Source organism: Anaerosinus sp., from assembly GCF_965318445.1.
This window is the reverse complement of record NZ_CBDNNH010000017.1, coordinates 83,631-110,609: the sequence shown is the minus strand read 5'-3', so window position 1 is coordinate 110,609 and position 26,979 is coordinate 83,631. Positions and strand designations below refer to the sequence as shown.

20 protein-coding genes are annotated in these 26,979 nt (G+C 36.4%); 6 read left to right on the top strand and 14 right to left on the bottom strand.

Features of this window, described 5'->3' with window-relative positions; genetic code table 11:
- Positions 1-5,211: two-partner secretion domain-containing protein (locus tag ACWZFG_RS08220; RefSeq protein WP_455577398.1), on the bottom strand; the 5,211-nt coding region annotated here is incomplete at its 3' end.
- Between the two features lie 30 nt (positions 5,212-5,241).
- Positions 5,242-6,861, bottom strand: coding sequence for a ShlB/FhaC/HecB family hemolysin secretion/activation protein (locus ACWZFG_RS08215; RefSeq protein WP_455577397.1), 1,620 nt, complete (start codon positions 6,859-6,861; stop codon positions 5,242-5,244).
- 554 nt (positions 6,862-7,415) lie between these two features.
- On the opposite strand from ACWZFG_RS08215, the gene ACWZFG_RS08210 reads away from it, so the two are divergent.
- Positions 7,416-8,207: an SDR family NAD(P)-dependent oxidoreductase gene (locus tag ACWZFG_RS08210; RefSeq protein WP_418627266.1), complete on the top strand. Its 792-nt coding sequence runs from the start codon at positions 7,416-7,418 to the stop codon at positions 8,205-8,207.
- A 70-nt stretch (positions 8,208-8,277) separates the two neighbouring features.
- Here the strand turns inward: ACWZFG_RS08210 and ACWZFG_RS08205 are convergent, their stop codons facing one another.
- From ACWZFG_RS08205 to ACWZFG_RS08175, 7 genes are all read right to left on the bottom strand, one after another.
- Positions 8,278-9,003, bottom strand: coding sequence for a hypothetical protein (locus ACWZFG_RS08205; RefSeq protein WP_418627265.1), 726 nt, complete (start codon positions 9,001-9,003; stop codon positions 8,278-8,280).
- Positions 9,004-9,601: 598 nt separating this feature from the next.
- Positions 9,602-10,057: a CBS domain-containing protein gene (locus ACWZFG_RS08200; protein ID WP_418627263.1), complete on the bottom strand. Its 456-nt coding sequence runs from the start codon at positions 10,055-10,057 to the stop codon at positions 9,602-9,604.
- Positions 10,058-10,225: 168 nt separating this feature from the next.
- Positions 10,226-11,443 carry an ABC transporter permease gene (locus ACWZFG_RS08195; protein ID WP_147669981.1) on the bottom strand — a complete coding sequence of 406 codons (1,218 nt, stop codon included), beginning with the start codon at positions 11,441-11,443 and terminating at the stop codon, positions 10,226-10,228.
- Complete coding sequence (locus tag ACWZFG_RS08190) at positions 11,433-12,128, bottom strand: ABC transporter ATP-binding protein (RefSeq protein WP_455577396.1); 696 nt, start codon at positions 12,126-12,128, stop codon at positions 11,433-11,435. Before ACWZFG_RS08190 ends, ACWZFG_RS08195 begins: the two co-directional genes overlap by 11 nt.
- 13 nt (positions 12,129-12,141) lie before the next feature.
- Positions 12,142-13,236: an efflux RND transporter periplasmic adaptor subunit gene (locus ACWZFG_RS08185; RefSeq protein WP_455577395.1), complete on the bottom strand. Its 1,095-nt coding sequence runs from the start codon at positions 13,234-13,236 to the stop codon at positions 12,142-12,144.
- A complete protein-coding gene (locus ACWZFG_RS08180) occupies positions 13,236-14,516 on the bottom strand; it encodes a TolC family protein (protein ID WP_455577394.1) in 1,281 nt (426 codons plus the stop codon). Before ACWZFG_RS08180 ends, ACWZFG_RS08185 begins: the two co-directional genes overlap by 1 nt.
- Before the next feature lie 140 nt (positions 14,517-14,656).
- Positions 14,657-14,866 carry a hypothetical protein gene (locus ACWZFG_RS08175; RefSeq protein WP_418627259.1) on the bottom strand — a complete coding sequence of 70 codons (210 nt, stop codon included), beginning with the start codon at positions 14,864-14,866 and terminating at the stop codon, positions 14,657-14,659.
- A gap of 300 nt (positions 14,867-15,166) precedes the next feature.
- Here ACWZFG_RS08175 and ACWZFG_RS08170 point away from each other — a divergent pair, with 300 nt between their 5' ends.
- The 3 genes from ACWZFG_RS08170 to ACWZFG_RS08160 all read left to right on the top strand — a co-directional run bounded on the left by ACWZFG_RS08170 (position 15,167) and on the right by ACWZFG_RS08160 (position 16,877).
- A complete protein-coding gene (locus ACWZFG_RS08170) occupies positions 15,167-15,559 on the top strand; it encodes a Lin0368 family putative glycerol transporter subunit (protein WP_418627258.1) in 393 nt (130 codons plus the stop codon).
- Between the two features lie 31 nt (positions 15,560-15,590).
- Entirely contained in the window at positions 15,591-15,929 is a 339-nt protein-coding gene (locus ACWZFG_RS08165) for a Lin0368 family putative glycerol transporter subunit (protein WP_147669986.1), read from the top strand.
- Between the two features lie 378 nt (positions 15,930-16,307).
- Positions 16,308-16,877, top strand: a complete 570-nt coding sequence (locus ACWZFG_RS08160) for a hypothetical protein (protein WP_418627257.1) — start codon at positions 16,308-16,310, stop codon at positions 16,875-16,877.
- A 124-nt stretch (positions 16,878-17,001) separates the two neighbouring features.
- Here the strand turns inward: ACWZFG_RS08160 and ACWZFG_RS08155 are convergent, their stop codons facing one another.
- Positions 17,002-17,904, bottom strand: coding sequence for a PHP domain-containing protein (locus tag ACWZFG_RS08155; RefSeq protein WP_455577393.1), 903 nt, complete (start codon positions 17,902-17,904; stop codon positions 17,002-17,004).
- 158 nt (positions 17,905-18,062) lie between these two features.
- Positions 18,063-19,019: an AEC family transporter gene (locus ACWZFG_RS08150; protein WP_455577392.1), complete on the bottom strand. Its 957-nt coding sequence runs from the start codon at positions 19,017-19,019 to the stop codon at positions 18,063-18,065.
- A 114-nt stretch (positions 19,020-19,133) separates the two neighbouring features.
- Between ACWZFG_RS08150 and recQ the strand changes: the two genes are divergently transcribed.
- Together recQ and ACWZFG_RS08140 are read left to right on the top strand one after the other, a co-directional pair.
- Entirely contained in the window at positions 19,134-21,269 is a 2,136-nt protein-coding gene (recQ, locus tag ACWZFG_RS08145; RefSeq protein WP_455577391.1) for a DNA helicase RecQ, read from the top strand.
- Positions 21,270-21,701: 432 nt separating this feature from the next.
- Positions 21,702-23,054, top strand: a complete 1,353-nt coding sequence (locus ACWZFG_RS08140; protein WP_455577390.1) for an alanine/glycine:cation symporter family protein — start codon at positions 21,702-21,704, stop codon at positions 23,052-23,054.
- A 55-nt stretch (positions 23,055-23,109) separates the two neighbouring features.
- Here the strand turns inward: ACWZFG_RS08140 and ACWZFG_RS08135 are convergent, their stop codons facing one another.
- Genes ACWZFG_RS08135 through iorA form a run of 3 tightly spaced genes read right to left on the bottom strand, consistent with a single transcriptional unit; the run spans position 23,110 to position 26,731 of the window.
- Positions 23,110-24,345 (bottom strand): phenylacetate--CoA ligase family protein, encoded by a 1,236-nt coding sequence (locus tag ACWZFG_RS08135; RefSeq protein WP_418627252.1) that lies wholly within the window; start codon positions 24,343-24,345, stop codon positions 23,110-23,112.
- Complete coding sequence (locus ACWZFG_RS08130) at positions 24,342-24,941, bottom strand: indolepyruvate oxidoreductase subunit beta (protein WP_418627251.1); 600 nt, start codon at positions 24,939-24,941, stop codon at positions 24,342-24,344. Before ACWZFG_RS08130 ends, ACWZFG_RS08135 begins: the two co-directional genes overlap by 4 nt.
- On the bottom strand, positions 24,938-26,731 hold the full coding sequence (iorA, locus tag ACWZFG_RS08125; RefSeq protein WP_455577389.1) for an indolepyruvate ferredoxin oxidoreductase subunit alpha: 1,794 nt from the start codon (positions 26,729-26,731) through the stop codon (positions 24,938-24,940). Before iorA ends, ACWZFG_RS08130 begins: the two co-directional genes overlap by 4 nt.
- Positions 26,732-26,979 lie beyond the last annotated feature (248 nt).

Genomic DNA, 26,979 nt, shown 5'->3' with positions numbered 1-26,979 from the left:
AATATTTTTTATGCCTTCTAAAGCACCTTTATTTTCTTTTAGTGTTTCATAGGCTTTGTATTGATAAAGCTGTTTTAGGCGTTCATCTTCTACTTGGTCTGCTCGCTTTAGTGAGGCTGCAATAGATTGTGCCGTTTCTATAGTTTGACCGCCTAGCGATACTGTGAGTCCACTTTGTTTGAATTCGTGCCTTTCTTGTGCATTATATGTATTGTCAGCATTTTCTATCGTTACGTTTTTTCCGGTGATGTTAATATCTTTACCTGCGATTACTTCGCTGGCAGTTATTTTTACTCCTTCACCGGTTTCTATCGTAACGTTATTATCTATACTACCAACAATACTGCCAATTTGTTCACTGTTTTGGTTCGCATAGCTGTCTTTTTGTTTTTGCTTACCGATGGTAATTCCTAATCCACCGCCACCAAAGATGCCTGATTTTCTTACTTCTTTAATGTATTCGCTTTCACTTGTCTGCGTTGCACTTGTAATTTGTATATCATTTTTTGCTTGTAAATTTACTTCATTTGTTGCAATGATTGTCCCTGCTTGCACAGCAATGTCATTTCCTGATTTAATTTTTATTTTTTCTCCTGATAAATCACTGCCTACAACTGCATCAAGTCTTTGATAGTCATAGATATCTGTTGTTTTACTTGAGAATGCTCCACTTTTCTTCTGGTGTGAAATATATTCTCGTTCATGTTTTTCGGTAGCCGAATCAATGGTTATATCTTTTGCTGCTTCTACATTCATTTCACCTTTTTTGCTTGTGACTTGACTGCTTGTGATTTGAATCTTGCTGTTATCTCCATCTGCTTTGATAGAGATATCGCCGTTTGCTGTTAAATTTGTTCCAATAACAGTTTCGTTATCTGTATTGGTTTTTGCCCAGCCACCACTAATTCTTTTATATTCTTTCGTCTCTATTTCGTCTTTTACATTTTCTAAGGTGATATTGCCTTTGGCAGATACATCAATTTTATCTTGTGCTATGATTTGTGCGCCTTGTAGATTCATATCATGATTACTGTTTAGCGTAATATTTTCTCCTGCATTAAGGCTAGAAAGTACATTTTTATTTTGTGTGGTTTCTGTTTCTTTTCGTTTAAAAGGACCGTAAGATAATTTATCTTTATCATAAATTGTATCTACTTCGCTTGTTATATTGAGATTATTGCCGCTTGTAAGAGAAATATCTTCCTTGGCGATAAGAGTACTGCCTTTTATATCAATATCATGTTGGGCATTGATTGCAAGATTGCCACTTGCGTTAATTTGGCTTATTGTATTTATTTTTTCTTCATGAATTTTATGTGATTTATCCCAGGTATCCGTTTTCTTTTCGCTTATACTTGTTCCGATATCTACATTTCTTCCAGCATCTATTGTAATGTCTTTTCCAGAAGCTTTACTTCCATTGTTGACAAAATCTCTATTGGCATCTATTTTTAAGCTTTCTGTTGCTGAAATTTCAGCCTGTTGATTCATGAATACTTTTTTACCAGTATCTCCATAGGAAATTGTACTGGTTATCAGCTCATTTTTTATATCTTGTCCTGCATTTAATGTAATATCTCTACCTAAAATCTTTGCACTTTGATTTAAAATATTTTCTTGTGCCGTTATATTTAATTGATTCCCTGCTTGTATTGTTCCGCCTTGATTGGAGATATTTTTTACGTTTAAATCAAGCTTCTGGTTTGCTTTTATATTTCCTTGATTCAGAACATTTTCCAAGGCATCTACTTTTACATTTCCACCAGAAATAATTGCACCGTTTTCTTTTAGTATCGCTTGATTTGTATTTGCTAAATATACGACTGGAACTAATACTTTTTCACCGTCAATTTCTTTTTCTTCGAGCCAAACGACATCTTTATTTAATGCATTGATTTGTTCTGGAGTTAAGCTTATTCCGATTTTTAATTGTAATGATTCGGTGACGTTTGCAGCATTTTCAAGAAGTTGTTTAAATTGTTCTTCTCCATCTGTATATCCAGTTAAAAGATTGCTACCAGTTTTTTCACTCAATTGTTTTTTTACTAACTCTTGCTCATAAAATCCATCTCCAAGTCTTTTTTGCACTTTATCTGATGGATAATCAATTCTTGATAATAGATAGTCACTGGAAATAAAATTCTTATAATTTGTAAACCTAGCATCGGTCTCCACTAGATATTTACTCGTCGGTGTTTTACTAATATGGTAAAGCCCATTCTCTGGTAATACAAAGCTATGATCTTTGTTTATTGTAGCATTTTTATCTTCGATAGTATTTTGAGTATTTTTTATAACGGTCGCATTTTCTAATATATTTTCAGTCTTCGTTGTACTTGTATTATTTAGTCCTATCGTATTTATTTCTACAGATTGATTGCCACTGATCGTTGAATCATAACCTGGAATAAGTTCAACTGTTTCTTCATGGTAATCCCCTATTTTCTTTGTTGTCTCTACCGTATGTGGATTTGACCCTCCGCCACCGCCTCCTGATGGGGAAGAATGAGTTGTTTTTGTGTATTCCATTAAGTCACCATCTTTGATGGTTGTAATCTTATGGTCTATCGCAATATTATTTACTTCATTACTTGTAATGGCTAGATTTTGATTAGCCAGAATTCGGCTTACATAGTTTGTCAAGCTATCTACTTGAATTTTTAGATCTTGTCCGGCTTGTATCGTTGCAACGCCTGAATCTTTTTCTATGATTGTCTTTTTTTCTGTTTCTGTATATTTTCTATAAACTTTGCTATATCCGCTAATCTCAGCATAAATATTATTATATTTTATGGAAACTATTTCTTCTTTTTCTTTTGGTATTTTCTCTATTATTACCTCCCCTGTCCATGGTTTTGGCTTTTTTATTTCTTCACACTCAACTGTTACCATTTCGCCCATTTCAAATTCCGTGCGTTTATTGGTAATCTCTTTAGCACTAAGGTCAATATTTTCTCCAGCTTCAATCATCGCCGATTGGTTTAAAATCTGATTTGCCATATCACCAGTTTCATTTGCCGCAACTTTGATATTCCCTAAACTATAAATGGTCGCATGGTCTTGATTATCTAAAGTATTTTTTACGTATAAGTTTGCATCTTGTGTTGTAGCTAAAATTGCTTGACTTCCCGTATTGGTTAAGTCGTTTGTATTTACTGTTAGATTTTCTCCTATGATAGTACCTTTGTTATGAACGATATTACTATCTAGCGAAATTTGGTTACTATCTATTCTTCCATTATTATTTAAGGTATCTAAGGTTTTTATTTCAATTTTTTCGTTTGCTGTAATTGTTCCTGTATTATTAAGTCCGTTTCCATTGATTCCAATTTGGTTTACAGCATTCATCATTCCTTGGTTAACAATATTGCCTGTTGCTTTAACATTTAGGGTTCCATTAGATTTTAGGCTACTTTCTTGGCTGTTTGTATAGTCTCCATTGACGTCAACGTTTATAAATTGTTCTGCTTGGATGATTCCATGTCCCTGCATCGAATTGGTATGAAGATTAATTCCTTGCCCTGCCTCAATATGTCCATTTGCATTTTGTAAATCTTTTGCTTGAATTGTACTTATTTTTTGCGTTTGAATATTGCCATTGTTGTTATTGAGTGTATTTTGTGCTTGAAGGTTGATTTCTGTTTGTGAGATAATCTTCCCAGCTTGATTGGCGATATCTGCTGCGGATAAAGTTACCGTTTGATTACTGCCTATAAGTCCTTGATTTTGGATGGTTTGCGCATTGGCTCCAAGCTCTCCTTCTATGCTGATGATTTTACTTTGCTCATCGTTAAGAAGTTGTTTTGCCTTTGTTGTTAATTTTTTTTGTGCTTCAATTGTTCCGCTTTTGTTAATTAAGTCATTATCTGTTTGAAGTGTAATATCTCCTGCACTAAATAGGCTGCTTTGATTGTTTTCAATTGTATTTCCAGCTTGGAGGAGCATTGTCTTGCCGCTGACAATCTGGCTATTTTGAGTGTTGTTTATATTTTCTTTTGCTATTAGCGTAGTTGTATCGTTTGCTAAAATTGTACTGTTGTCATTTTCTATGGATTGCTTTGCCTGTATAGTAATATCTTTGCCTGCATAGGTTTTGGCATTTTTAAGTGCAATTGCAGCCGCTTTTATTTCTAGACTGCCTGTTTTAGCCAACGTTTTATCTTCATTGATGCCTGCACCTAAAATTCCTGTAGAGGTTATTGTATTTGAGTTTAGTTTTGCCGCTTGCTTCGCTGCAATTAAATTTTTATTCGTAATTGTTTCGCTTTGGATGGATAGGTTTCCATTTGTATAGAGTTGTCCTTGATTTTCTAGTTCATCTTGCGTTAAAACATCTAGCTCTTGATTCGCAAGTGTTGTTCCTTCTAAAAAGATTTTTCCTTGTTGATTTAGTTTAAGGCTGTCTGTTGCGACAATTGTTCCTTTGCTATTTACACCTACACCGTTTTGTGTGCCGATAAGTTTTATTTTGTCTGCATACATTCCGCCTAAAATGCCTACATCTAGTGCTACACCGCTATTTTCATTTTGTTTTGTAGATTGAATATTTAAGTCAGTGTCTACTACATTATCTCCTGTTACTACATTGAGGTCTTTTGCCCATATGCCGGCATTGACTTCTACCGCTTTGGCAATTAAGTCAACACGATCAATTGTGTTTGCGGTGAGTCCTTGCCCTTGTATCGAGATTGTTCCAGTGTTTACATTAAATCCGTCTAATGTTCCTTGATTGCCGAAGGTTGGCGTTCCTGTGGTAAGCGTTGCTTTTGATACATTGATAAAGCCGAATCCATTGCCAACAATTCCATTTGGATTGGCAATGATAAGTTCAGCTTTCTTTCCGGTAATCTCCATATATCCATTTAAGTAGCTTGGCTGCGTACCCATGACTTCGTTTAGAATAACCCTTGCTGGATTTGTTCCTATATTCGGATTGCCTAGAATATAGCCTGCAAGGGTTGTGTTTACGATTGCGCCTGAGTTGTTAAAGATAAGTCCGTTTTCTTTTACGTTAAATTGATTGTATTGATTATGGGATAGCCCATTTTGATTGGGTGCATTGATTTCTACAATTTCTACACCGTTCGGTGCTACAGTTGTTTGTGGATTCGCTAGTAGTATGGTGATTGGTTGAAGTAGATAGATGATAAGGGTAATATAGCTTATTATTTTGTATCTAAATCTTTTTGCTGTGTTATTCTGATTTTCCATTATTTTTACTCTCCTCGTCCTTGAAGGGAATTAGAATTTGTACATGACTTGAAATCCATAGGTTTGGTTTGATGTATTTATTTCTTCTGGATGTTTTAGCGGCCAACCGACAAAAACTTCGTATTGCATGTTTTTTATGAGTTGCCCTCGTAGTCCAGCTACTGCTCCTAATAGATATTTATTGGTGTATTCTTTGGTTGACGGTCCAGTCACGCGCCCATAGTCTATTCCAATAAATAGTTGGTGTTTATCTTCAATTGGAATACTTAGTTCGTTTTGTAGGTAGAAGCCTTTTTCGCCGATTAGTGTTTCTTCTCCGTCAAAGCCTCGTACTGTGTATCTGTTTCCTATACTAATGCAGTCAACTGCATAGAGGTAGTCTTTCGTATATTGTCCGCTAAAGGTGAATCGATATTGGAGTTGTTTTTTCCCGATGGAGATTGGCTTTATGTAGGTAGCATCAAAGTTCCATAGGTTGTAGTGGGTGGTTGGAAGCTGGTTATTTTTATCGGCTAAGTCTTCTTGTGCATTTAACCAGGGAACGCCTCGTTTATAGGATAGGTTTAAGTCTAGAATGTCTTGGTTGATGTATCTTCTATGGTAAAGACCAAGATTTAACGCTGTTGTGTCTTTTCGTTGTACTAAAATTTCCGCATCTTGTAGATAGCTGCGGCTTTTTTTATGTTGAATTCCCATTTCTAAGTAGGTTTTGCTCGTTTGGTTACGGGAAATTAGTTTTTCTGTTTGAAATTTGTATTCTTCACTTGCTCCTGAGAAAGTAAGGTGATCTATATTGCTTATTATGGTCTGGTGATATTGATAGTTGTTTTTCGAGAAGGTGTATGTCCAGTTTCCATATGGAATGGAGTAGTTAAAGCCTTCTCCGTGCGTACCTTTTTTATCGCCTTGCTTTTCTGCGTCGTCATTGATGTTTATGGTTAAAATGTCATTGGCATTAAAGAGATTGTCTATTTTTAAGTTGTTATAAATTTGTAGTTTTCCTGTTGCTTCACTTCCGTAGTCTCCAATATTAGTGCTTAAACTGATTGGGGTTGTTTGTTTTGCTGTGATTACGATATCGCTCATTCCAAGCTGTTCGGCGGGAACGATTTGCATGTCTACTTCACGGGATTGAATGCGTTTTAGTTGTTCTAGTCCTTGTTCTAGATGACGAAGGTTTAGAATATCTCCCGGCTTAGTTGGAAAAGCGGTACGCCAATTGTCTTGACTATTTGGAGGTTCAAAGCGGATTTGATTGATTTTTCCGACAATAAGGCTTAAGGTTAGTGTTCCGGTAGATAAATCTTGTTCTGGAATAACAATGCGCGTTGTGATGTAGCCACGATTAATTAAACTATTTTCTAGTTGTTTGGCAATTTTTTGTACGCCTTGTATGCCGATGTTTTGTTCTTGATAATGTGTTAGTTGCTTGGTTAGCCAGGGAAATTGATTGACTTCTTGTCCTTCTAGTTTGATTTGTTTGATATAGAAGGTAAGGTCTTCTTGAGGCAGGGAAAACTGTTCACTCCCCTGTTCTTTTTCTTGCATAAACACGTCTTTTTGCTTTTGCCGCGCTTCTTTTTCAAAATTTTCTTGAATAAATCGTTGGTTTTGCTCTTCTCTCACTGTCGGTGAAATATTCGCTGCCAAAGAATAGCCTGCGCTTATTTGTAGGACAATTAGACTAGCTAGTGTAATCTTACTAAAATATTTTCTGTATTTGATACTATAGTAATTAAGTTTCATCCGTGAACTCCTTATTTTGCAATTTCAAAAACTCCTTTCAAATTGCATTTTACACCTAACCAATGTAAAACTATGTCATTATTTGTTTCATAATTATTATTTTTACAAAATTGGTACTTAAGTACTAGATAAAAGAGAAAAAGAGCAGGAAAATAAATCAGTTTCCTACTCTTTTGACTCTTGTAGATTATTCAATATTTATGTATAAATATTTTTGTACTTTTTTCGTATACTTTTTTGACACAATTCATATCACTGCTTTTTTAACCCCATATTTATAAGACTCACTAGGGGATAATCTGTATTATTTGTAATCCAATGTACACCGCTCACTTTCTTATCTCCTGCATTAATTCTTTTTATCTTTTTTGCTTAATAAACAATATTTTCCTACCTACATAGTTCTGAAAATTCAAGACATGATATGACTAAACAAATTCTACTATGGAGGCTGCTTTATGACGAAACAAAGATTTGCAGACAAAGTTTTTATCATCACTGGCGCAGCAGGAGGAATCGGTTATTCAATCGCTGAAATGGCTGCTCGAGAAGGCGCATCCATCGTTTTTTCCGATCTTAAAGAAGGCATAGGAAAACAAGCACGTGATAAGCTGCGCAAATTAAATCCTGCTGTTGATTTTTTACCAATTGACATGACAATTAAAGAAAATGTTCAAGACCTAGTAGATTTTACGGTCAATAAATATGGTCGTGTTGATGTTTTGATAAACAATGCAGGAGTTTTGGGGGTTAAAGGGGCAATTCATAATATAGAAGATATATCTTCCTTCAAAAAAGTTCTTGATTGCAATGTTATGACTATGGTCTATTGTTCACATTATGTAGTAAATCAAATGTTGAAACAAACAAGTGAAAGTGCAATCGTTAATATTGCTTCTATCGCAGGCATGATTGGCTTTCCTGGAAATATCGCTTACGGTACTTCAAAACACGCGGTAATCGGGCTGACAAAATGTATGGCATTAGATTACGCAACTAAAGGAATCCGAGTTAACTCTGTAAGTCCGGGAGTTATCCAGACTCCAATGCTTGATGCCGGAATTGACCGCGTCAATGAAAATCGTAAAGCACCTGGAAAGGAACCTGCCTTACCGAATCACCTTCTATCTCCACAAAATAGAGTTGCCGCCCCAGCTGAAGTAGCAAACGCCGTCTTATTTTTAGTTTCGGATGAAGCAAGTCATATTACAGGAGTCAACCTTCCTGTAGATGGGGGTTTTACCACATAATAAAATAGGTCGCAAGTTTCCTTGCGACCTTAACATGGATTTCTGCCTATATATAAGCATTTTTATTTTACTAAAAAGCATAAGATAGCCCAAAATAAGGGCCTTGAAATTTCGCATCAAAAAAATTTTTCAAACTATAATATGCGCTTTCAATATGCACTGAACGATAGCCTAAATTCATTGCAATATCATTCATTTTAATTTTTATCCCTGCGTCTAGGTCAAAATATGACCCTAAATCACCTAAAGGTAATCCCATAACCTCACCATACACCTGTACTTTATCTTGAATATTTTTAGTAACACCAAAACCAAGTGCTGGGGCAATGCCTCGCAAATTAAAAATCTCTTGGTTTAAAACTTCATTTTCCATTAGATGTGCCTGCATATTCGATTGCATCTCATACCCTTTTACATCAAAAATCATATGCATATCTACCCCAAACGGACTAGCAATCGGCATTAAATAACCAATCCCACCATAAGTCAAATTCCATTGACTAGTTAAATCATTATTTAAGCTTACCTTAGAAAAGAACTGTTTCTGACCTTCATAACTAAAGTCAGCATAAGAGAGACGAACTCTATCATTGATAAATAAACTACTTTGAACGGAATCTCCCTTCATTACACCAGCCTTTTCCGTAATATCAATCTCTTGACCTAAGAAATTTGCCTTTAACTTTAACTCCGGTCTTGACACTTGCAAATCAAATCCACCGTCAGAACTAAATGCATTTACTGGTTGAAATGTGCTAAGAAGAATTAGACAGCAGGCTAAAATAATTTTTTTCATCATGGACTCCTTATCTAAGTCAAAATTCATCCACTAAAAATATTTAACCACACTGCCATTCATCTCGCAATGGTGTTTTATGGCTATCCGAAGTGTAAATTTTGTTGTTTTTTATTTTGTTTATCATAATAATAGTAACTTTTCAAAAGCTATTTTTTCAATTGGTTTCGAATAATAATCGCCTTGTACAATATTACAATCAATCATTTTTTTTAAATTTACTTAATAGATATTTTCTCCCCCTTCTGCCACAACTTTGATATTTAACTTATGTGCCACATCAACGATACTTTCAAGAATAATATGTTCTTTTTTGCGTCGATTCATCTTGCCTAAAGAAACCCTTGTCGAGCTTTAATACATCAATAGATATATCTTTCAATAAATTCAATGTAGACGTTTCACTCACTTTCCTCCTCATATTAATTTTTCATTAAAAAACACAAAAAGAGCATTGCATTTTGCAATACTCTTTAACTGTATACTCAAATTCAATAGAAAGCTTCGTCACCTAAAGTTCATTATTCATTTAAAAAGCTCTTTTGTTTTGCAAGCAGGCTTCTATACATTTCTAAAAAATTTCTATTTTTATAGTATACTAAATTGATTTATTTATCAATGTCTTAATTACATCCACACGACTTATAATACCGACAAGCTGCCAACCTTTCATTACCGGAATGCGCTTAATTTGATGCTTCATCATTAGCTGACACGCTTTACTAACTTCCATATCTTGCTCAATCGTTATTACTTTACTTGTCATAATTTCCTCTGCTGATCGAGCCATTAATTTCTTTACTTCTTCATTATAGCGTTCAACACCATTATAAAAAATAAATGCCCCTAAAATATTCACTATATCTGGAACTTGTGGTGAAACCTCTTTATGTAGTAAATCGCCTTCACTGACAATCCCAACAAGATTACCAACATCATCAACTACCGGAACACCCGATATTTTATTTTCTACTAAAACTTTCGCAATTTCCTCAATCGAAGCTCCCGGTAAAACGGAGACAACCTCTCTCGTCATAATATCTTTTACTTTCATAAAATAGCACCTCCCAGATATCGGTTTACTAACAACAAACCAAATCTACATCTTCTTGTTTCAGAATATTCGCTCTTTCGCTAAAAAGTTCCTGCTATTTTAAAGCTCCTCTAAATAAAAATTCAGCGATTCATACAAAGATAATACTTCATACAAACCGCTGAACAATTATTCATAACGTAAAGCTTCAATTGGATCAAGCAAAGCGGCTTTTCTCGCTGGATAAATTCCAAAAAATAATCCAATCCCTACTGAAAAACTAAAAGAAATGATAATTGGTGCCAGAGTAATTGTTGTATTTAATCCTCCTAATTTAGAGATTAAAACAGCTACAAAACATCCGATAAGAATACCAATCAATCCTCCAATGACACCGATTACTACGGACTCAATCAAAAATTGCATCATAATATTATGATATGTTGCCCCGAGCGCTTTACGAATTCCTATTTCTCGAGTTCTTTCCGTCACAGATACCATCATAATATTCATAATTCCGATTCCACCTACCAAAAGTGAAATGGCTGCAATACTTCCCAATAGAAGTGTAATCATTCCCGTTGTTTCCGTCATCATTTCTAACAAACTCGTTAAATTGTGTACCGTAAAATCATCTTCTTTATCACCAATAATCTTATGACGCTGACGGAGCAGGTTCTCAATTTGCGCCTGTACCTGATCAATTGCCTCTGCTGAAGAAACTTGTATATTAATAGATTGAATATAGTTTATCCCTAATAATCTTTCTTGCGCAGTCGTCAACGGAACGATGATAATATCATCTTGGTCTTGCCCCATCGAGGACTGACCCTTACTATCTAGTACACCAATCACTTTATAAGGGGTATTATTGATCCGAATATTTTGCCCCGTTGGGTTCATTTCACCAAATAAATTTTCAGCTACCGTCGCTCCAATAACAGCCACACGAGTTCTAGAGTTTAAATCCTGTTCACTGATAAACGTCCCACTGCCAACCGTCAGATTGCGAATTGACATGAACTCTGAAGTTACCCCTTGTACGCTCGTATTCCAGTTCTGATTTCCCGCCACGACCTGATAAGATTTGCTTACCGTTGGTGAAACATAGTCAATATTTTTTATATGTTCACGAATTGCATCAGCATCTTCTGTTTTTAGCGTAATCATACTGCCAGCACCACCACGGACACCACCAGAATTCGACGAACCCGGTGATACGATTAGCATATTACTACCTAAACTTGCGATTGAAGATTGTACGTTGTCTCGCACGCCCATTCCTATTGATACCATCGCAATCACCGCACCAACACCAATAATAATTCCGAGCATCGTTAAGATTGACCGCATTTTATTTGCTATCAGGGCATGAAAAGCAATGCGTACACTTTCTCTAAACATCACTTTTCCCCCCCTTCACCTCATCGCGCACCAGCTTTCCATCACGTACTATCAATTGACGCTCAGCATATTCAGCAATGTCAGGTTCGTGGGTAACGAGGATAATCGTCTTCCCTTGTTTATGCAATTGACCAAATAACCCCATAATTTCAACACTCGATTTTGTATCGAGGTTTCCAGTCGGTTCATCCGCCATAATAATGCGCGGATCATTGACCAAAGCTCTTGCAATCGCGACTCTTTGGCGCTGTCCACCTGATAATTCGTTTGGCAGATGATCCATACGTTTTTCTAAACCAACAGAATTAAGTAATTCTCTCGCTCTATTTAAACGTGTCTTCCGATCAACGCCAGCATAAATTAAGGGCAATGCCACATTTTCTAAAGCACTAATTCGCGATAATAAATTAAAATTTTGAAATACAAAACCAATTTTTTTGTTTCGCGTAATTGCTAAATCATCATCATTTAACTTTGCAACTTCTTCATTATCCAAAACATAAGACCCAGAAGTTGGTCGATCTAAACAGCCTAATATATTCATCAATGTAGATTTTCCTGAGCCAGAAGGTCCCATAATCGCTGCAAATTCACCTTTTCTAATATGAAGGTTTACGCCATCTAGTGCAGCAACAGTAGAGTCTCCAATCGTATAAATTTTTCGAATGTCAGAAAGTTTTATCGTCATCGCTTACTCCTTCCTACATCGGCGGATGCTGACGATTTCCATTGCTAGAACTGCTATTTTTTGATTTGGTATAAGAAACAGCCAACATATCCCCTTCAGCCAATCCGCTGGTAATCTCTACTTTATCATCACTATAAATTCCTACCGTTACCTGTACATTTTCCGTCGTTCCATCTACATTTACGCGTTCAACATATTGTCCTTCATTATTGGTCTTTAATGCGGCAAGCGGTACCAGCAGCACATGATCTTTTTCAGCTACATTAATATTCACCCGTGCTGTCATCGATGGTTTTAGTAAATTATCCGGATCTTCTACATCTAAGGTTACATCATAATAAATAACACTTGAAGATGTTGTCGTTGAACTCGACCAACTCTTATTTACATCCGTCTGAGAAATATTTGCTACTTTTGCAGTAAAAGTTTTACCATTATACGCATCTACAGTAAACGTAGCACTCTGCCCAATTTTCACGTTTCCAATATCCGTCTCATCTACTTTTGCACGAATCTGCTTGGTGGATAAATCCACAATATTCATGATGACCGTAGGATTATTTACCCCTTGTGCCACTAGAGTTCCTACACTAAGTGGTTCACCAATTACATAGCCATCAATTGGTGAGACAATAATCGTATCATCCACATTGGATTGCACCCCTTCAAGGCTAGATAATGCATTTTGATATTCATAAAGAGCATCTTCTAACTCTGAATCCGATTTTGCACCAATAGAATGCAAATAAGCAGTACGATCATATTTTGCTTTTGCATTTGTTACTTTATATTGTGCTTGATCAAGCTTTGTATCGAGTTCTTTATCTTCAAGGATAACGAGCGTTTGATTTTGCTTAACATGATCATTCTCTTTTACTGGAATTTCTTTGATTCTCGCTGTAATCTTAGAACTGATTTCTACTGAATTTACCGGCTTAATTGTCCCCGTTGCCGACACGGTAGAACTAGCTTTACCACGCTCTACTTTTACCGTTTGTCCAATCGGAGCCCCAGTTGTTTGTTTGCTCTGATAATATAGGTAACCACCACCAGCCAATCCAATAAAAATAACTGCAACCGCAACCCATTTCATCGTTTTCTTGTTCATTATTCCGCCTCCTCGCTAACACCCATCACATTATCAAGCGTAGCTTTATACGATGCATAATCATATTGCGCTTGAATATAGTTCGTCTTTGCCGTAGTCAGCGCTAACTGCGCATCAATAATATCTAATATAACGCCTGCACCGGCTTTATATTTTTCTTTCGCGATAAAATAATCTTCTTCTGCCTTACTAACTGCTACTTTTGTTGTATGGAAACGTTTTTCTGCTTCTTGCATATTCAAATACGCTTCTCTAACTTCTAAATCAATCGCATCTGCTTGTTTGTAATATTCAAGCTCTGCTTGTTCCAAAGATAATTCAGCATCTTTAATTTTCGCAGCAGTAATATTACCGTCAAATAAATTCCAGCTTGCTTCGACTGCGGCAGTTAATGAATGGTTTGCATGATCAGGCAAAATTTGTTTATTCCACCCTGTACCTACGGAAAGTGAAACCGATGGTTTTTTATCTCCTTTGGCAATATCAATATCTTTTTGTGCCTGCTCTATTGCCACTTGATATTTTTTTAAATCCACACGATTTTCTTTTGCATAAGCAATACATTCCAATAAATTGTGTTCAACCGCATGATATTCTACATCATCTAACAAGTCAATCGCATCTTCACTATCAAATTTAATGATATTCTTCAATTTACTTACTGCAATATCATAAGAATTTTGTGATTTAAGTAATGTCTGCTGTGCATTTACTAATTCTACTTCCGATCTCAATAAATCTACTTTTGGCGTACTACCTGCCTGGTAAAGATTTTTTACATCATTCAAATGCTCTTGATAATTATCTACCGTTTCCTTATCAACAGCAACAATCTTTTCCGCTTCTAAAACATTGTAATAGGCCGTTATCGTATCAAGCATCGTATTTTCTTTCGTACGGATTAGAGCAAGTTCACTCGCTGTAATTGAGTCTTTTGCTTTTTCAATATTCAACTCATTTTTTCCACCCGTATAAAGCGGCATAGACAAACGAATATTGTTATTGTTGCTTCGCTCAAAACCATTATCATTCACATCCGTTATCCCCATACTAACGTTTGCACTCACAGATGGATCCTGCTGTGACTTTGCACTTTTTAATGCTGCCTGAGCTTTTGCTTCGTCTTTTTCAGCAATCTTGATATTATAATTATTTTTTAAAGCCATATCAATCGCCTCATCAATAGATAGCGTCAATGGCATTGCAAAAGTTATTGTCGCATTACTCATTAAATAGGTAGTAATAAGAGCAGCTAAAACTTTGCGCATTTTTCCCTTCATAAAAATCCACCCCTTACTAAAAAGAATCCAATTTATATTGTAAAGTCTGATTATTTGAAAATTCTTTGTACGACTTTCACTCAGCTATATTCTTAAATAAAGTGAAAAACTGCTGAAATCTCATCCAGCAGCCAAAAAATTTATTTAACCTCTTCTATAGCTTCACGTTTGATCCATTCTTGATATCCACGTTCGCAGTCATACATTGGAGGCGCCATACAAACCGTCTCCATAGTCCCTGTCTGTTCACCTGCAAAACAACAATATTGACATGATGACTGTGAAAAATCATTCATAAATGCAGCTAATTCAGCATCATTCATTGCTCTGATTTTATCCCCATTACGCATATAAATCCTCCCACGATTTTTTTCTTCTTCATCATACCACGATATACATAAAAAGAAAATATGATAAAATTCGCTACACTTATCATGGGAAAAATTCCCCGATTTACAGGTAATTATTTACCTGTAAATGCAAATATAAAAGTTTTTAAATAAAAAATTTTATATTTGCATTTACAACTCCCCTTATAAATACTGGCTTTTCTTATTTATTTCTAAAAATTTAATAGTTGGCACGCTTCTTGCATTATTAGAAGGTATAGGAAAAACTTTTCCTATTATAAAATAAGGGGGGTGAATTTGATGAGCGCATTGAGAACAATTGTTGGAACAGCAATAGCTGGTATATTCGTAATGAGTGTATGGGGAGCCTTTTCCAATGCTTATGGTATTGGTGGCGGTTGGTTTGCAGGATTTATGATTATTAGTATTATGTGGTTTATGAATCATTTTGTTGGTATTATGCATAATCCAGCAGGCGGAGCTTGGGTAGACATGGCATTAGGAATCGCAATCTGCGGCACAATGAGAGATGTATTTATGGCTGGTTCTGTAGTTCCTCTTATGGAATCTATACCAACTATACTGGTTGTAGTCTTGGGCGGTATTACTGGTGGTATTACAGCAGCTACATTCCAAAAAAACATTCAGCCTGTTGCGGAAACAAAGAAAGAAAATTCTCTAAAAGCATCCTAACGAATAATTGAAAATTCAGGAGGTGAGTTTTATGACAGTCAATTTAATGATAGCTACTTTTGTTGGAGCTTTTATCTTCCCGTTTTTACTTCGAGTATGTGTTGATCCCTTAATTAAAAATTTCGGTCCTGTAGGTGGTTGGCTCTTTGCCGGATTCGTCGTCGGAACTTGTTGGACCCTAAATCACGGATTAAGCATGATATTTCAATCCGGTCACGCTTGGGTAGATATGGCCTGGGCAGCAGGATTCGGCTTATGGGCAGCATCCATTTATTCTGGCGATAGTCTGCCAAAATCCATTCCAACTTTTATTAATGCAATTATCGGTGGTACTCTCGGTGGTTTTATATTATCTTGCTTTTTAAAATAAATCTTTTCGTATACAATGCCTTATTTTTTAAATTTTCCAATGTCAAAGTCAGATAAACTGATTTTATATAACTCCATTACTTTGTAAAAGAAAATGGTTCAGCCATAGCTTCGCCTCTATGAGTTGAATCATTTTTCTTTTTATTTTTATATCCAAGTTTGAAATGTAGCTGTTATTTTATACGGCCTTAATTTTTATGTCTAGTTTATTAAAACCTATCCGCCCTAATTCAACAAAATATTTAAACTATTGCTTTTTTCATTGTTGTATCCTAAAGATATTTTGATTGTTGATAATGATAATCATTTGGCTAGCTTTTTTTTTAAAACTATGCTATTATGCAATATATAAAATATTTGTAAATACAGAGGTAATAATATGAATACAAAAAAAGAACACCATCACTCTCATCATACTGATAATCATTGCGGATGCTCATGTGACTGTCATGATAATCATCGCCAAGAGCATCGAGATAAAGATGCTATGATTGAATCAATAGAGAACGTAACAAAATTATCGCTAACCAATTCCCAAATATCTGTATTGCTTGAATTACATCATTGTAAATACTTACCGGTGACTAGGTTTATCATGAGAAGCAGCGTAGAAGAAGGTGCCGTATTTACTGCGCTTGCTCCAGTATATTTGACTGCCCTTAGCGAAACATTAGAAAATGTAAAAGCAATGGGGAGAATCTTTTCTGCTTTAGCTGAAAAAGGTTTGATTTCTCTAGATTATCATTTACCTTTGAATAATTATGATTATAAATTATATACTGATTCTGACGTATATAATTACTTCAAGAAAACTGTAAACGAAGGAAAATCAAAAGAAAAATTCTTATGTGATATTGCTGAAATTGAACTAGGTAGTATGGCAGTAACGGAATTTGGTGAACAAGTGACGAGGCGTTTAATTGCAGAACACCATAATGAAGTAGAGTAAATAAAAAGCATTGACATTGAGGTGCCCCCATGAGTTAGATTTATGTCTAACCTATGGGGGCACCTCAATGTCAATGCTTTTTTACTTATTTTAATTGGTTAAATATTACCTCATCCATATTCTGCTATATGTCACGTCTCCCAGCTTCCATCAATCTTGTGAAAATCTCTTGTTCGCGTTTTTCCACTAAAATATCACCTAACCGAATTGATGGTTTTGCTCTACCATGAAAATCACTTCCAGCAGTCGTCAGTAGCTTATATTTTTCTGTCATGCTTTTATAAAAATCAATTGTTAACAAATCATGATAAGAACTGTATACTTCCACACCTTTTACCCCTGCCTCGATGATTTCATGAAGTAATGTTTCCTTCCTGCCAATGTTATTGCCGGGATGTGCCAAAATCGCAACCCCACCGGCTTTTTCAATCACTGCGACTGCTTCTGCTAGACGAATAAATTCCACATGTACATAGGATGGTTTCCCCTGACTAAAATAATCCCAATAAAAATTTACAAACGGACTATCACTACGCATTCCCCCAGGGAAATAGGGTTGCAATAAAGGATGATGGCAATTGCGTGTATCTTGCATGGCTACATAAACCATACTTTCTACTTCAATAACCCTATCTTTTCCAACTAGCTGATAAACTTTTTCTTCATCTATGAAGATTCCCATCTCTCGAATCTTTTGCAGGCGCTTTACACTCGCTATCTTTTCTTGCTGAAAGATTTCTTGCTCGATTTCATCAAATATTTTTGCATGCGCTTGATAATCAATCTTATATCCTAGCACGTGCAAATTAATACCATTATGCTGACAATCTAGCTCCACTGCTGGAATCAAGGTCACTGCATATTTTTCTGCCGCTTTTGCGGCTTCAGACAAACCACGTATAGAGTTATGGTCAGCAATTGCCGCTACTCTTACACCGGCTTTCTGGCAAAGCTCCATCATTTTCCCTGGTGCAAATTCACCATCACCACTAATTCTTGAATGCATATGCAAATCTAGCCAACTCATATTATCTCTCCACCCTTTCCTATTTAAACGAGGGAAAATTTTTATTTCACGCTTCTACTCTTTTAGCTACATTTCACTATAGATATAATTCCCCTTCACAAAAGACAAATACAACATATGCTAAATTATGCTATTGGGGAGAACAACCTTCTTATTTGCTAAATTCCCCAAGGGCTTAGCAAGAAAAACAATGCTGGATATACTACAAATACAAACAATGCTGTTGTTACAATAAACGCAGCTACACAAATATTAATATTAAGTTTATATAGTCTAGCAATAATTACTGCATTCACTGCCGCAGGGCAACAGGCTAAAATTAGTAAACTATTGCGCATAATTTCATCCGCAATTACAAATTGAGAAAATAAATAAATAACAAGCGGTGTGGCGAGAAACTTAATCGCCGATAAATCAAGCAATTCATGATAATGTCCGCGCATTTTTGCAAAATCCATCGAATAGCCTACGGGAAGCAGTGCTGTCCATGCACCTAAGTGAACAAAAATACTGGCAACACCGTCTAATTCATGCGGTCGAGGCACACCGAAAGCCTGTAAAACACCACCAAGCAGAATTCCAACCACCGCTAATTGATTACGACTAAATAAAATTGAAAAAACCGAAATCCTCTTTACTTTCTCCCCGCCATGACTCCGTTGATAATAATACTGCGCAAGGGGATAGCAAAACATGAACATCAATAGGTATTGAAATAACACTATTAACTGTTGATAGGCATAACCAGTTTCTCCATAAATAAGAAACACACACAGCCCGCCAATTGTCCCCAAGTTAGATAGAATTGCTGACATTACATAGCTGCCACGATCCGCATCCTCTGTATATTTACGTTCAGCGACAAAATAGGCAATCACTCCCGGAACAAGGCCTATCATAATTCCAATCACCGGCAGCCACATCAAATCACTTGTTAACGGCAAAATCCAAAAGCTCAAAAAAGATAAGATCGGATAAACAACTAAGATATTGTTTAAAATCATTTTATTAAAGACATGGTCTTTAATTACACTTTGATATCGGCATACATACCCAATACAAAGCGGTAAAATGAGGTCAATACCAAAAAAAATCAATTTCATTTTTATATCCACAACAAGACTCCTTTTAAAGCAAAATCAAACTTAAGTATAGCATAATTAAAGGTATATTCCAGCATTTTGTCGAAGTAGCCATAACTATTTCGATTTTAAAGGCAGGTATTTTATATGTTTTCACAGGCTAAACAAATTTTAAAGCGCTTTTATGGCTACGATAGTTTCCGCCCAGGTCAAGAAAAAATCATCAAGAGTTTCCTAGCTGGCGAAGATACCGTTGCTATCATGCCGACAGGTGCAGGTAAATCTATTTGCTTTCAAGTACCGGCACTTCTGTTTGATGGCTGTACACTTGTTATTTCCCCTTTGATTTCCCTAATGAAAGACCAAGTAGATGCCCTCATAAATCAAGGAATACCTGCTACTTATATCAACAGCTCTCTTTCCTCTGCTGAATTAAATCGTCGTCTATACGATATTTCCGCAGGTAAGTACAAACTGATCTATGTTGCTCCAGAGCGTTTGTCCGCAGATTTTTTCCAAACCTGCCTAATTAAAACTACAATTAGTATGATTGCAATAGATGAAGCACACTGTCTTTCTCAATGGGGGCATGATTTTCGACCAAGTTATCAACTCATCTACCCGTTTATTCGTCAATTGCCAAAACGTCCATTAATCGGCGCATTTACTGCAACAGCTACCCCTGAGGTTAAAGACGATATCATCAATTTACTCGGACTTTATCATCCGAACATTCAGGTAAGTGGTTTTGACCGTCCTAATTTGTACTTTAATGTATTACGCGGGGAAAACAAACAAAAATTCATTCTCCATTATGTGAAAACTCACGCTTCTCAATCAGGAATTATTTATACTGCAACACGCAAAGAAGTCGATGCGATTTTTGCTTTATTATCAAGTAAAGGCTATAAAGCAGGACATTATCATGCGGGTTTAAGTGATGAAGAACGCATTCGTGAGCAAGATCGCTTTCTTTATGATGACATTCAAGTCATGGTTGCTACCAATGCCTTTGGTATGGGAATCGACAAATCCAATGTTCGTTATGTTATTCATTATAATATGCCACGCAACATGGAAGCATATTATCAAGAAGCTGGACGTAGCGGCCGCGATGGCGAGCCAGGGGAATGTACCCTTCTATTCAGCCCACAAGATACAATGCTGCAAAAATTTCTGATTGACAAATCTGTAGAAAACCCAGATCGCAAACAACATGAATTAAGCAAATTACAAATGATGGTCGATTATTGCCATACCCCAAACTGTTTAAGGAATTATATTATTTCGTATTTTGGCGAAACCGATGCCCCAACAAGTTGCGATAATTGTAGCAACTGTACAGATGAAAGCGAATTAATTGACATCACCGTAGATGCGCAAAAAGTATTTTCCTGTATTCTTCGTTTAAATGAACGTTTTGGAATCACTATGATTGCCGAAGTCTTAAAGGGATCACAAAATAAAAAATTATTGCAATTTCGTTTTGACAAATTATCTACCTATGGCTTATTTGCAAATAGAACCGTGAATGATATCAAACTCTTAATTCAACGATTAATTGCCACACAATATCTCATGCTTACAGAAAGTGAATATCCAGTTGTTCGCCTTACTTCTTTGGCTTATGCTGTTTTAAAAGGAGACCAAAGCGTCTGGCAGAAAGTAATAAAAACAAAACAAGTAGCCTCAGACGACCTTTTATTTCAAGAACTTCGTAAGTTGCGTAAAGAAATCGCAGATGCAGAAAAAATTCCTCCATATCAAGTCTTTGCCGATAGCACCCTTCATGAAATGTGCAAATATCAACCGACAACACGGGAAGCAATGCAGGATATTAAAGGTGTTGGCGAAGTCAAACTAAACAAATACGGACAATTTTTCATTACAGCCATTCGTGTATTTAGCCCTGAAGATACAGTATCTTCACCATCAAAGACAAAGAAAAAGACACCTTCAACCAACGAACCAAAAACCCCTACCCATTTACTTACACTTAACTTATTCACCCAAGGACTTTCATTGACGGAAATCGCAAATGAAAGATCGCTAACCACTGCAACGGTTTTTAATCATTTAGTCAAAGCTGCAAATGAAAATTGCGTTGTCGATTGGGATAGATTCATTCGTCCTGAATATGAAGAGCAAATTCTAAACGTTATTCACAGACTTGGCACCGCACCGCTTCGCCCATTAAAGGACGAATTGCCAGAAGAAATCACTTATGATGAAATCAAGGCAGTGATTGCGAAACATTTTGCTAAATCATCGAATAAAAACTAAGCATTCATCTTTAACCGAATATTAAGGGGAGATAGCATGAAACTCTTTCATACTATCTCCCCTAATTTAATTCTTTTCTTTATTTTATCATGATAAAAATATATTTCTTGAACGATATAGTATGCTTTGAAGCAACTGCTTAAATTTTCATTTTTAAAATTTGTCTCGATGATAACCGTTCTTCTCTACCTTCTCTAAAAAACAACCTGAAATCACACATTTTCCCAATAACATTATAAGGCAAATAATAGCAAAAGCTTATTTTTTTGAGTTTTTTTCCCATTTTATATAAAGAAAATAATATAGCAAGAAAATAATAATTTAATAAAGAAGCCAGAATACCCCCTATCATCTACCGACAAAATGTGATATATTATTCATTGTGTGCAATATTAGGGCACAAATGTTTTTTGTAAGGAGAGAATAAATTTCATGGATTTACTTCAAATATTAAACGAAATAGATAATTTCGTTTGGGGACCACCATTAATCACATTGCTGATTGGTACAGGTATTTTACTTACAATTCGTTTAGGTCTTATTCAAGTCTTTCGATTACCTTTAGCCTTAAAATTAATTTTCACATCACAAAGCAAAGGTTCTGGTGACGTAAAAAGTTTCAGTGCATTATGTCTAGCACTTGCGGCTACCGTTGGAACAGGTAATATTGTCGGCGTAGCAACTGCAATTAAAGCAGGTGGTCCAGGAGCATTATTTTGGATGTGGCTTGCCGCTTTCTTCGGCATGGCAACAAAGTATGCCGAAGGTTTATTGGCAGTAAAATATCGCGTCACAGATGCAAATGGTCAAATCGCTGGCGGTCCAATGTATTACATTGAAAAAGGTCTTGGTGAAAAATTTCGTCCTTTAGCTATCTTTTTTGCATTTAGTTGTATTCTTGTAGCTTTACTTGGTATCGGTACATTTCCACAAGTGAATGCAATCGTATCTAGTGTAGAATTATCTTTCGGACTCCCAATTATTGCAACTTCATTAATTTTAACTGGCGTTGTAGCGGCGGTTACTTTAGGTGGTATTCAAAGTATTGCTAAGGTTTCTTCTAAAATCGTTCCTGCAATGGCTTTAATTTATATTGCTGTCTGCGCATCAATTCTTGCTCTTAATTTTGATAAACTTCCTGACGCAATTTCCCTTGTAGTGAGCAGTGCATTTTCTGCTACAGCAGCTACAGGTGGGTTTCTTGGAGCAACAGTCATGATGGCAATGCGTAACGGGATTGCTCGTGGTGTTTTCTCTAATGAATCCGGTCTTGGAAGTGCACCGATTGCCGCTGCAGCTGCAAAAACAAAATGGCCTGCTGAACAAGGCTTAATCTCTATGACAGGTACTTTTATCGATACGATTATTATTTGCTCCATGACTGGCTTAACTTTGATTTTAACTGGCGTATGGACAGGTGATGCCGCTGGAGCTGCAATGACTTCTGATGCTTTCTCAAGTATCTATGGCATGCTTGGGTCACAAGTATTAACACTTTGTCTTGTATTATTTGCCTTTACCACAATTCTCGGCTGGAACTATTATGGGGAGCGCAGCTGTGTATATTTATGGGGGGTAAAAAGCATTAAACCTTTCCGTTATATCTTCATTTTAATGATTTTGTCAGGTGCTTTCTTAAAGCTCGATGCAATCTGGATTCTTGCCGATATTGTAAACGGGTTAATGGCATTGCCTAACTTAATTGCCCTTATTTGTTTATCCGGCATCATTGTAAGCGAAACGAAAAAATATATGCAGCATTTAAAATCCCAGAAAAATAAATAACAAGAAAACCAAAAGCCCAAGTAGCGAAAACTCTCTACTTGGGCTTTTTTTATTTTTAGCAATAACGTTTATCAATCACACGGGCTGTTTTCTTTTCACTGCGAGGTAAATCACCAATGTAAACTACCTCTGTTTCTATCATAATGCCAATTTTCGTTTTAAAGTGACGTTTTAGCGCTTTTTCGATTACTAAGTTTTCTGCATTTGCTTGTTTTTCTACACGAAGTAACATACAATCTTTATTTTCTTTACGGTCGAGAACAATTTGATATTCACTGCTCGTTCCATCAATCCCTTTTAGTACATCTTCAATTTGTCCTGGATAGATGTTTACTCCTTTAATCTTTATCATATCATCCGTTCTGCCAAGAATAATATCATGACGAGGGTACTCAAGGCCGCAAGAGCATTTTCCTTTTAATAATCGCGTTAAATCATGCGTACGATAACGAATGAGTGGTGCTCCTTCTTTTGTTAATGTTGTAACAACTAATTCACCAAGCTCACCTTCTGGTAAAACTTCACCACTCACAGGATCAATAATTTCAAAATATAAATGGTCATCCCAATAGTGTAAACCGTTATTTTCTTTACAACTAATTGAGATACCAGGCCCATAGATTTCTGTTAATCCATAAATATCATAAATATCTACACCTAATTCATCAACAATACGATTACGCATTTTTTCGCCCCAGCGCTCTGAACCAATAATTGCTGTTTTTAATTTGATTCTATCTTTCATCTGACGTTTTGCAATCTCTTCAGCCAATAATAACGCATAAGAAGATGTTGCTGTAAGTGCAGTTGCCCCTAAATCCACCATCATTTTTAACTGTTTTTCTGTATTTCCCGGCCCCATTGGGATTGCCATTGCTCCAAGTTTTTCTGCTCCACGTTGAAACCCAATGCCTGCTGTCCATAAGCCATAGCCTGGTGTAATTTGTATGCGATCTTTTTTCGTTAATCCCGCAATTGTCATACAACGTTGCATCATCATGCCCCATGTTTCCACGTCGTTTTCTGTATACGGAATAACAATTGGATCACCTGTCGTTCCAGAAGAGGAATGAATACGTACAACCTCTTCATCTGGCACTGCTTGAATATCTAATGGATAGGCTTTTCTCAATTCTCCTTTCGTTGTAAATGGAATCTTTGCAATGTCATCAGGCGATTTGATATCTTCAAAAACTAAGCCAGTCTCTTTATATTTCGCCCGATAAAATGGACTATTTTCAATTACTCTAGCAAATACACGTTGAAATTTTTCAAATTGTTCCTGTTTCATTTTGCACACTCCCTTACGTCGTAAGAATATCCAATATCGAAAGCCTTGCGATTTAGCTCTAAAAATCTTGATGGTAAATTTTCTTCTAACGTTTTTATAATGTCCGCCTTTGTAAAGGGAAGTAACTGCGCTTTTATTGCTACACCAAGCATGATTACATTCAATACTTTTGCCGAACCTGCTTTTTTACATAATGCATTTCCATCTATAACAATCACTTTTTTTGCTTGCTGTTTTGCAAACGCAATAATCTTTTCCACTTCATATGCGCCAACACCAAGCGAAGCTGTAACAGGCATAATTGGATTCGCATTTAATAACACTGCTCCTTCATTATGCAAATAGGAAATGTTTCTTACCGCTTCCGCTGGTTCAAACCCAATGATAACTTCTGCCTGCCCTTTAGGAATTGCTGGCGAGCAGCTTTTTGGTCCAAGCCTTACATGACTGACTACTGAACCACCGCGTTGTGCCATCCCAATCGTTTCAGAGGTATGCGCTGGATAAGCTTGATTGATTGCTGTCTGCGCTATGATTTTTGATGCGAGTACCGTACCTTGCCCACCTACACCTGCTAATAAACAATTCAAATTCATGCTTCACAACCTCCAATCGCATTTACCGGACAAACCTGACTGCATAATGTACAACCATAGCATAAATTTGTATCAACAATCGCTTTACCATTACTCGTTAAAGAAATCGCCGGACAGCCAATCTCTCTAATACACTTTTTACAACCAATACATTTTTCATTTACCTTTGATTTAGGTTTAGGTTTCACAATTGCAATGCATGGTGCTTCGAACAGTACAACAGATACTTTCGGAAATGCTACCGCCTCTGTTACTGTTTCAATCGCCAATTTCAAATCTAATGGATTTGCTCTTTTTATAAATTCAACATTGCAACCACGGAGCACTTTTTCAATGTTGACTTTCTCCGTAACATCGCCCATCATCGTCTTCCCAGTTCCCGGATGTGGTTGATGCCCTGTCATCGCGGTTGTTGAATTATCCACAATAATTACGGTAATGTCCGTTCCATTGTAAACGGCATTAATAATTCCTGGAATTCCAGTATGGAAAAACGTTGAATCGCCAATGAAAGCAATATGTTTTGCACTCTTATCCGCTCTAACTAACCCCTGTGCCATCGTAATACCTGCCCCCATACAAAGACAAGTGTCTACCATATCCAGCGGTTTTGCATTGCCTAGCGTGTAACAGCCGATATCTCCTGTAAAAACAGCTCTTTGCTTTGCTCTTTTCATTGCCATTTTTACACTATAGAATGAAGCTCGATGCGGACAGCCTGCACATAATACCGGCGGACGAATTGGCAGCTCTGGCAACGGTATTTCATTACTCTGCTTTTGTTCTATGCCAAAAAATTTATGTATTGCAGATTTTACGGTTTCATAATTATTACTCCCTGCAACATTTGTATCTTGCGTTAACTTTCCGCGAATTTCTACTGGCAAATGATATTTGCCACAGATTTTTAAAAGTGCTTCTTCAATGACCGGATCAAGTTCTTCAACGACGAGCACTTCATCCACCCCATCTAAAAACTCTCTTGCTAAATTTTCTGGAAATGGATGACTCGTCGCCAGCTTTAGCACTTTTGCCTCTAGATTTTCATCTGATAAAACTTCTTTAACATAAGTAACCGATACTCCATTTGCTGCAATGCCGCGTTTTCCTTTACCTGTAATCATATTGTAATGAAGTGTTGAAAAATCTTCGCCAATCTTTCCTTCATTAGCATGAATTTTTAAATGATTTTGATAAGATAGCTTCGGGAAAATCACCCATTTCGGATCTTTTACAAAGCCTTCAATTTCACGTTTAACGACTCTTTCATCTACATCCACCGTCGAGCAAGCATGACAAACTTGTGTCGTTGGGCGAAAAATTACAGGGGTCTGATATTTTTCTGAATAATTAAATGCATCACCAATCATTTCATATGCTTCTTCTGGAGTAGAAGGATCAAAGACTGGTAAATGAGCAAACTGCGCAAAATGCCGTGTATCCTGTTCTGTTTGCGAAGAAATCGGCCCTGGGTCATCAGCAACTAAGACTACCATACCACCTTTTACCCCAATATAAGCGAGACTCATCAATGGGTCACTTGCTACATTTAAGCCAACTTGTTTCATTGTGACTAAACTTCTAGCACCTGTATAAGCAGCACCAGCCGCAACTTCAAGCGCAACTTTTTCATTAATTGACCATTCTACATATAAATTAGCTTTTGCTTTTGCAATTGTCTCCAATACTTCTGTTGAAGGTGTCCCTGGATAACCTGACACGACATTTACACCAGCACGAATCGCCCCTAATGCAATTGCTTCATTTCCCATCAATAATCTTTTTGCCATCTTTTCTATCTCCTCTACTCAAAAATACAAATAAAAAAGCATCTGTCCATATAAGGACAGATGCTTGATCTGCGTTTACCACCTTGTTTGCCGCTATAAAAAGCGACCACCTCTATTGAATGCTATCACATTCTCAGCTCATTAACGTAAGCATACGTTGTCGCTAATAAATTAAAATCGTTCACGACACCCTCAAGGGCCCACTTATTCATTCCGCTTCCTGCTAAGTTCCAGCCCCCTTAGCTCTC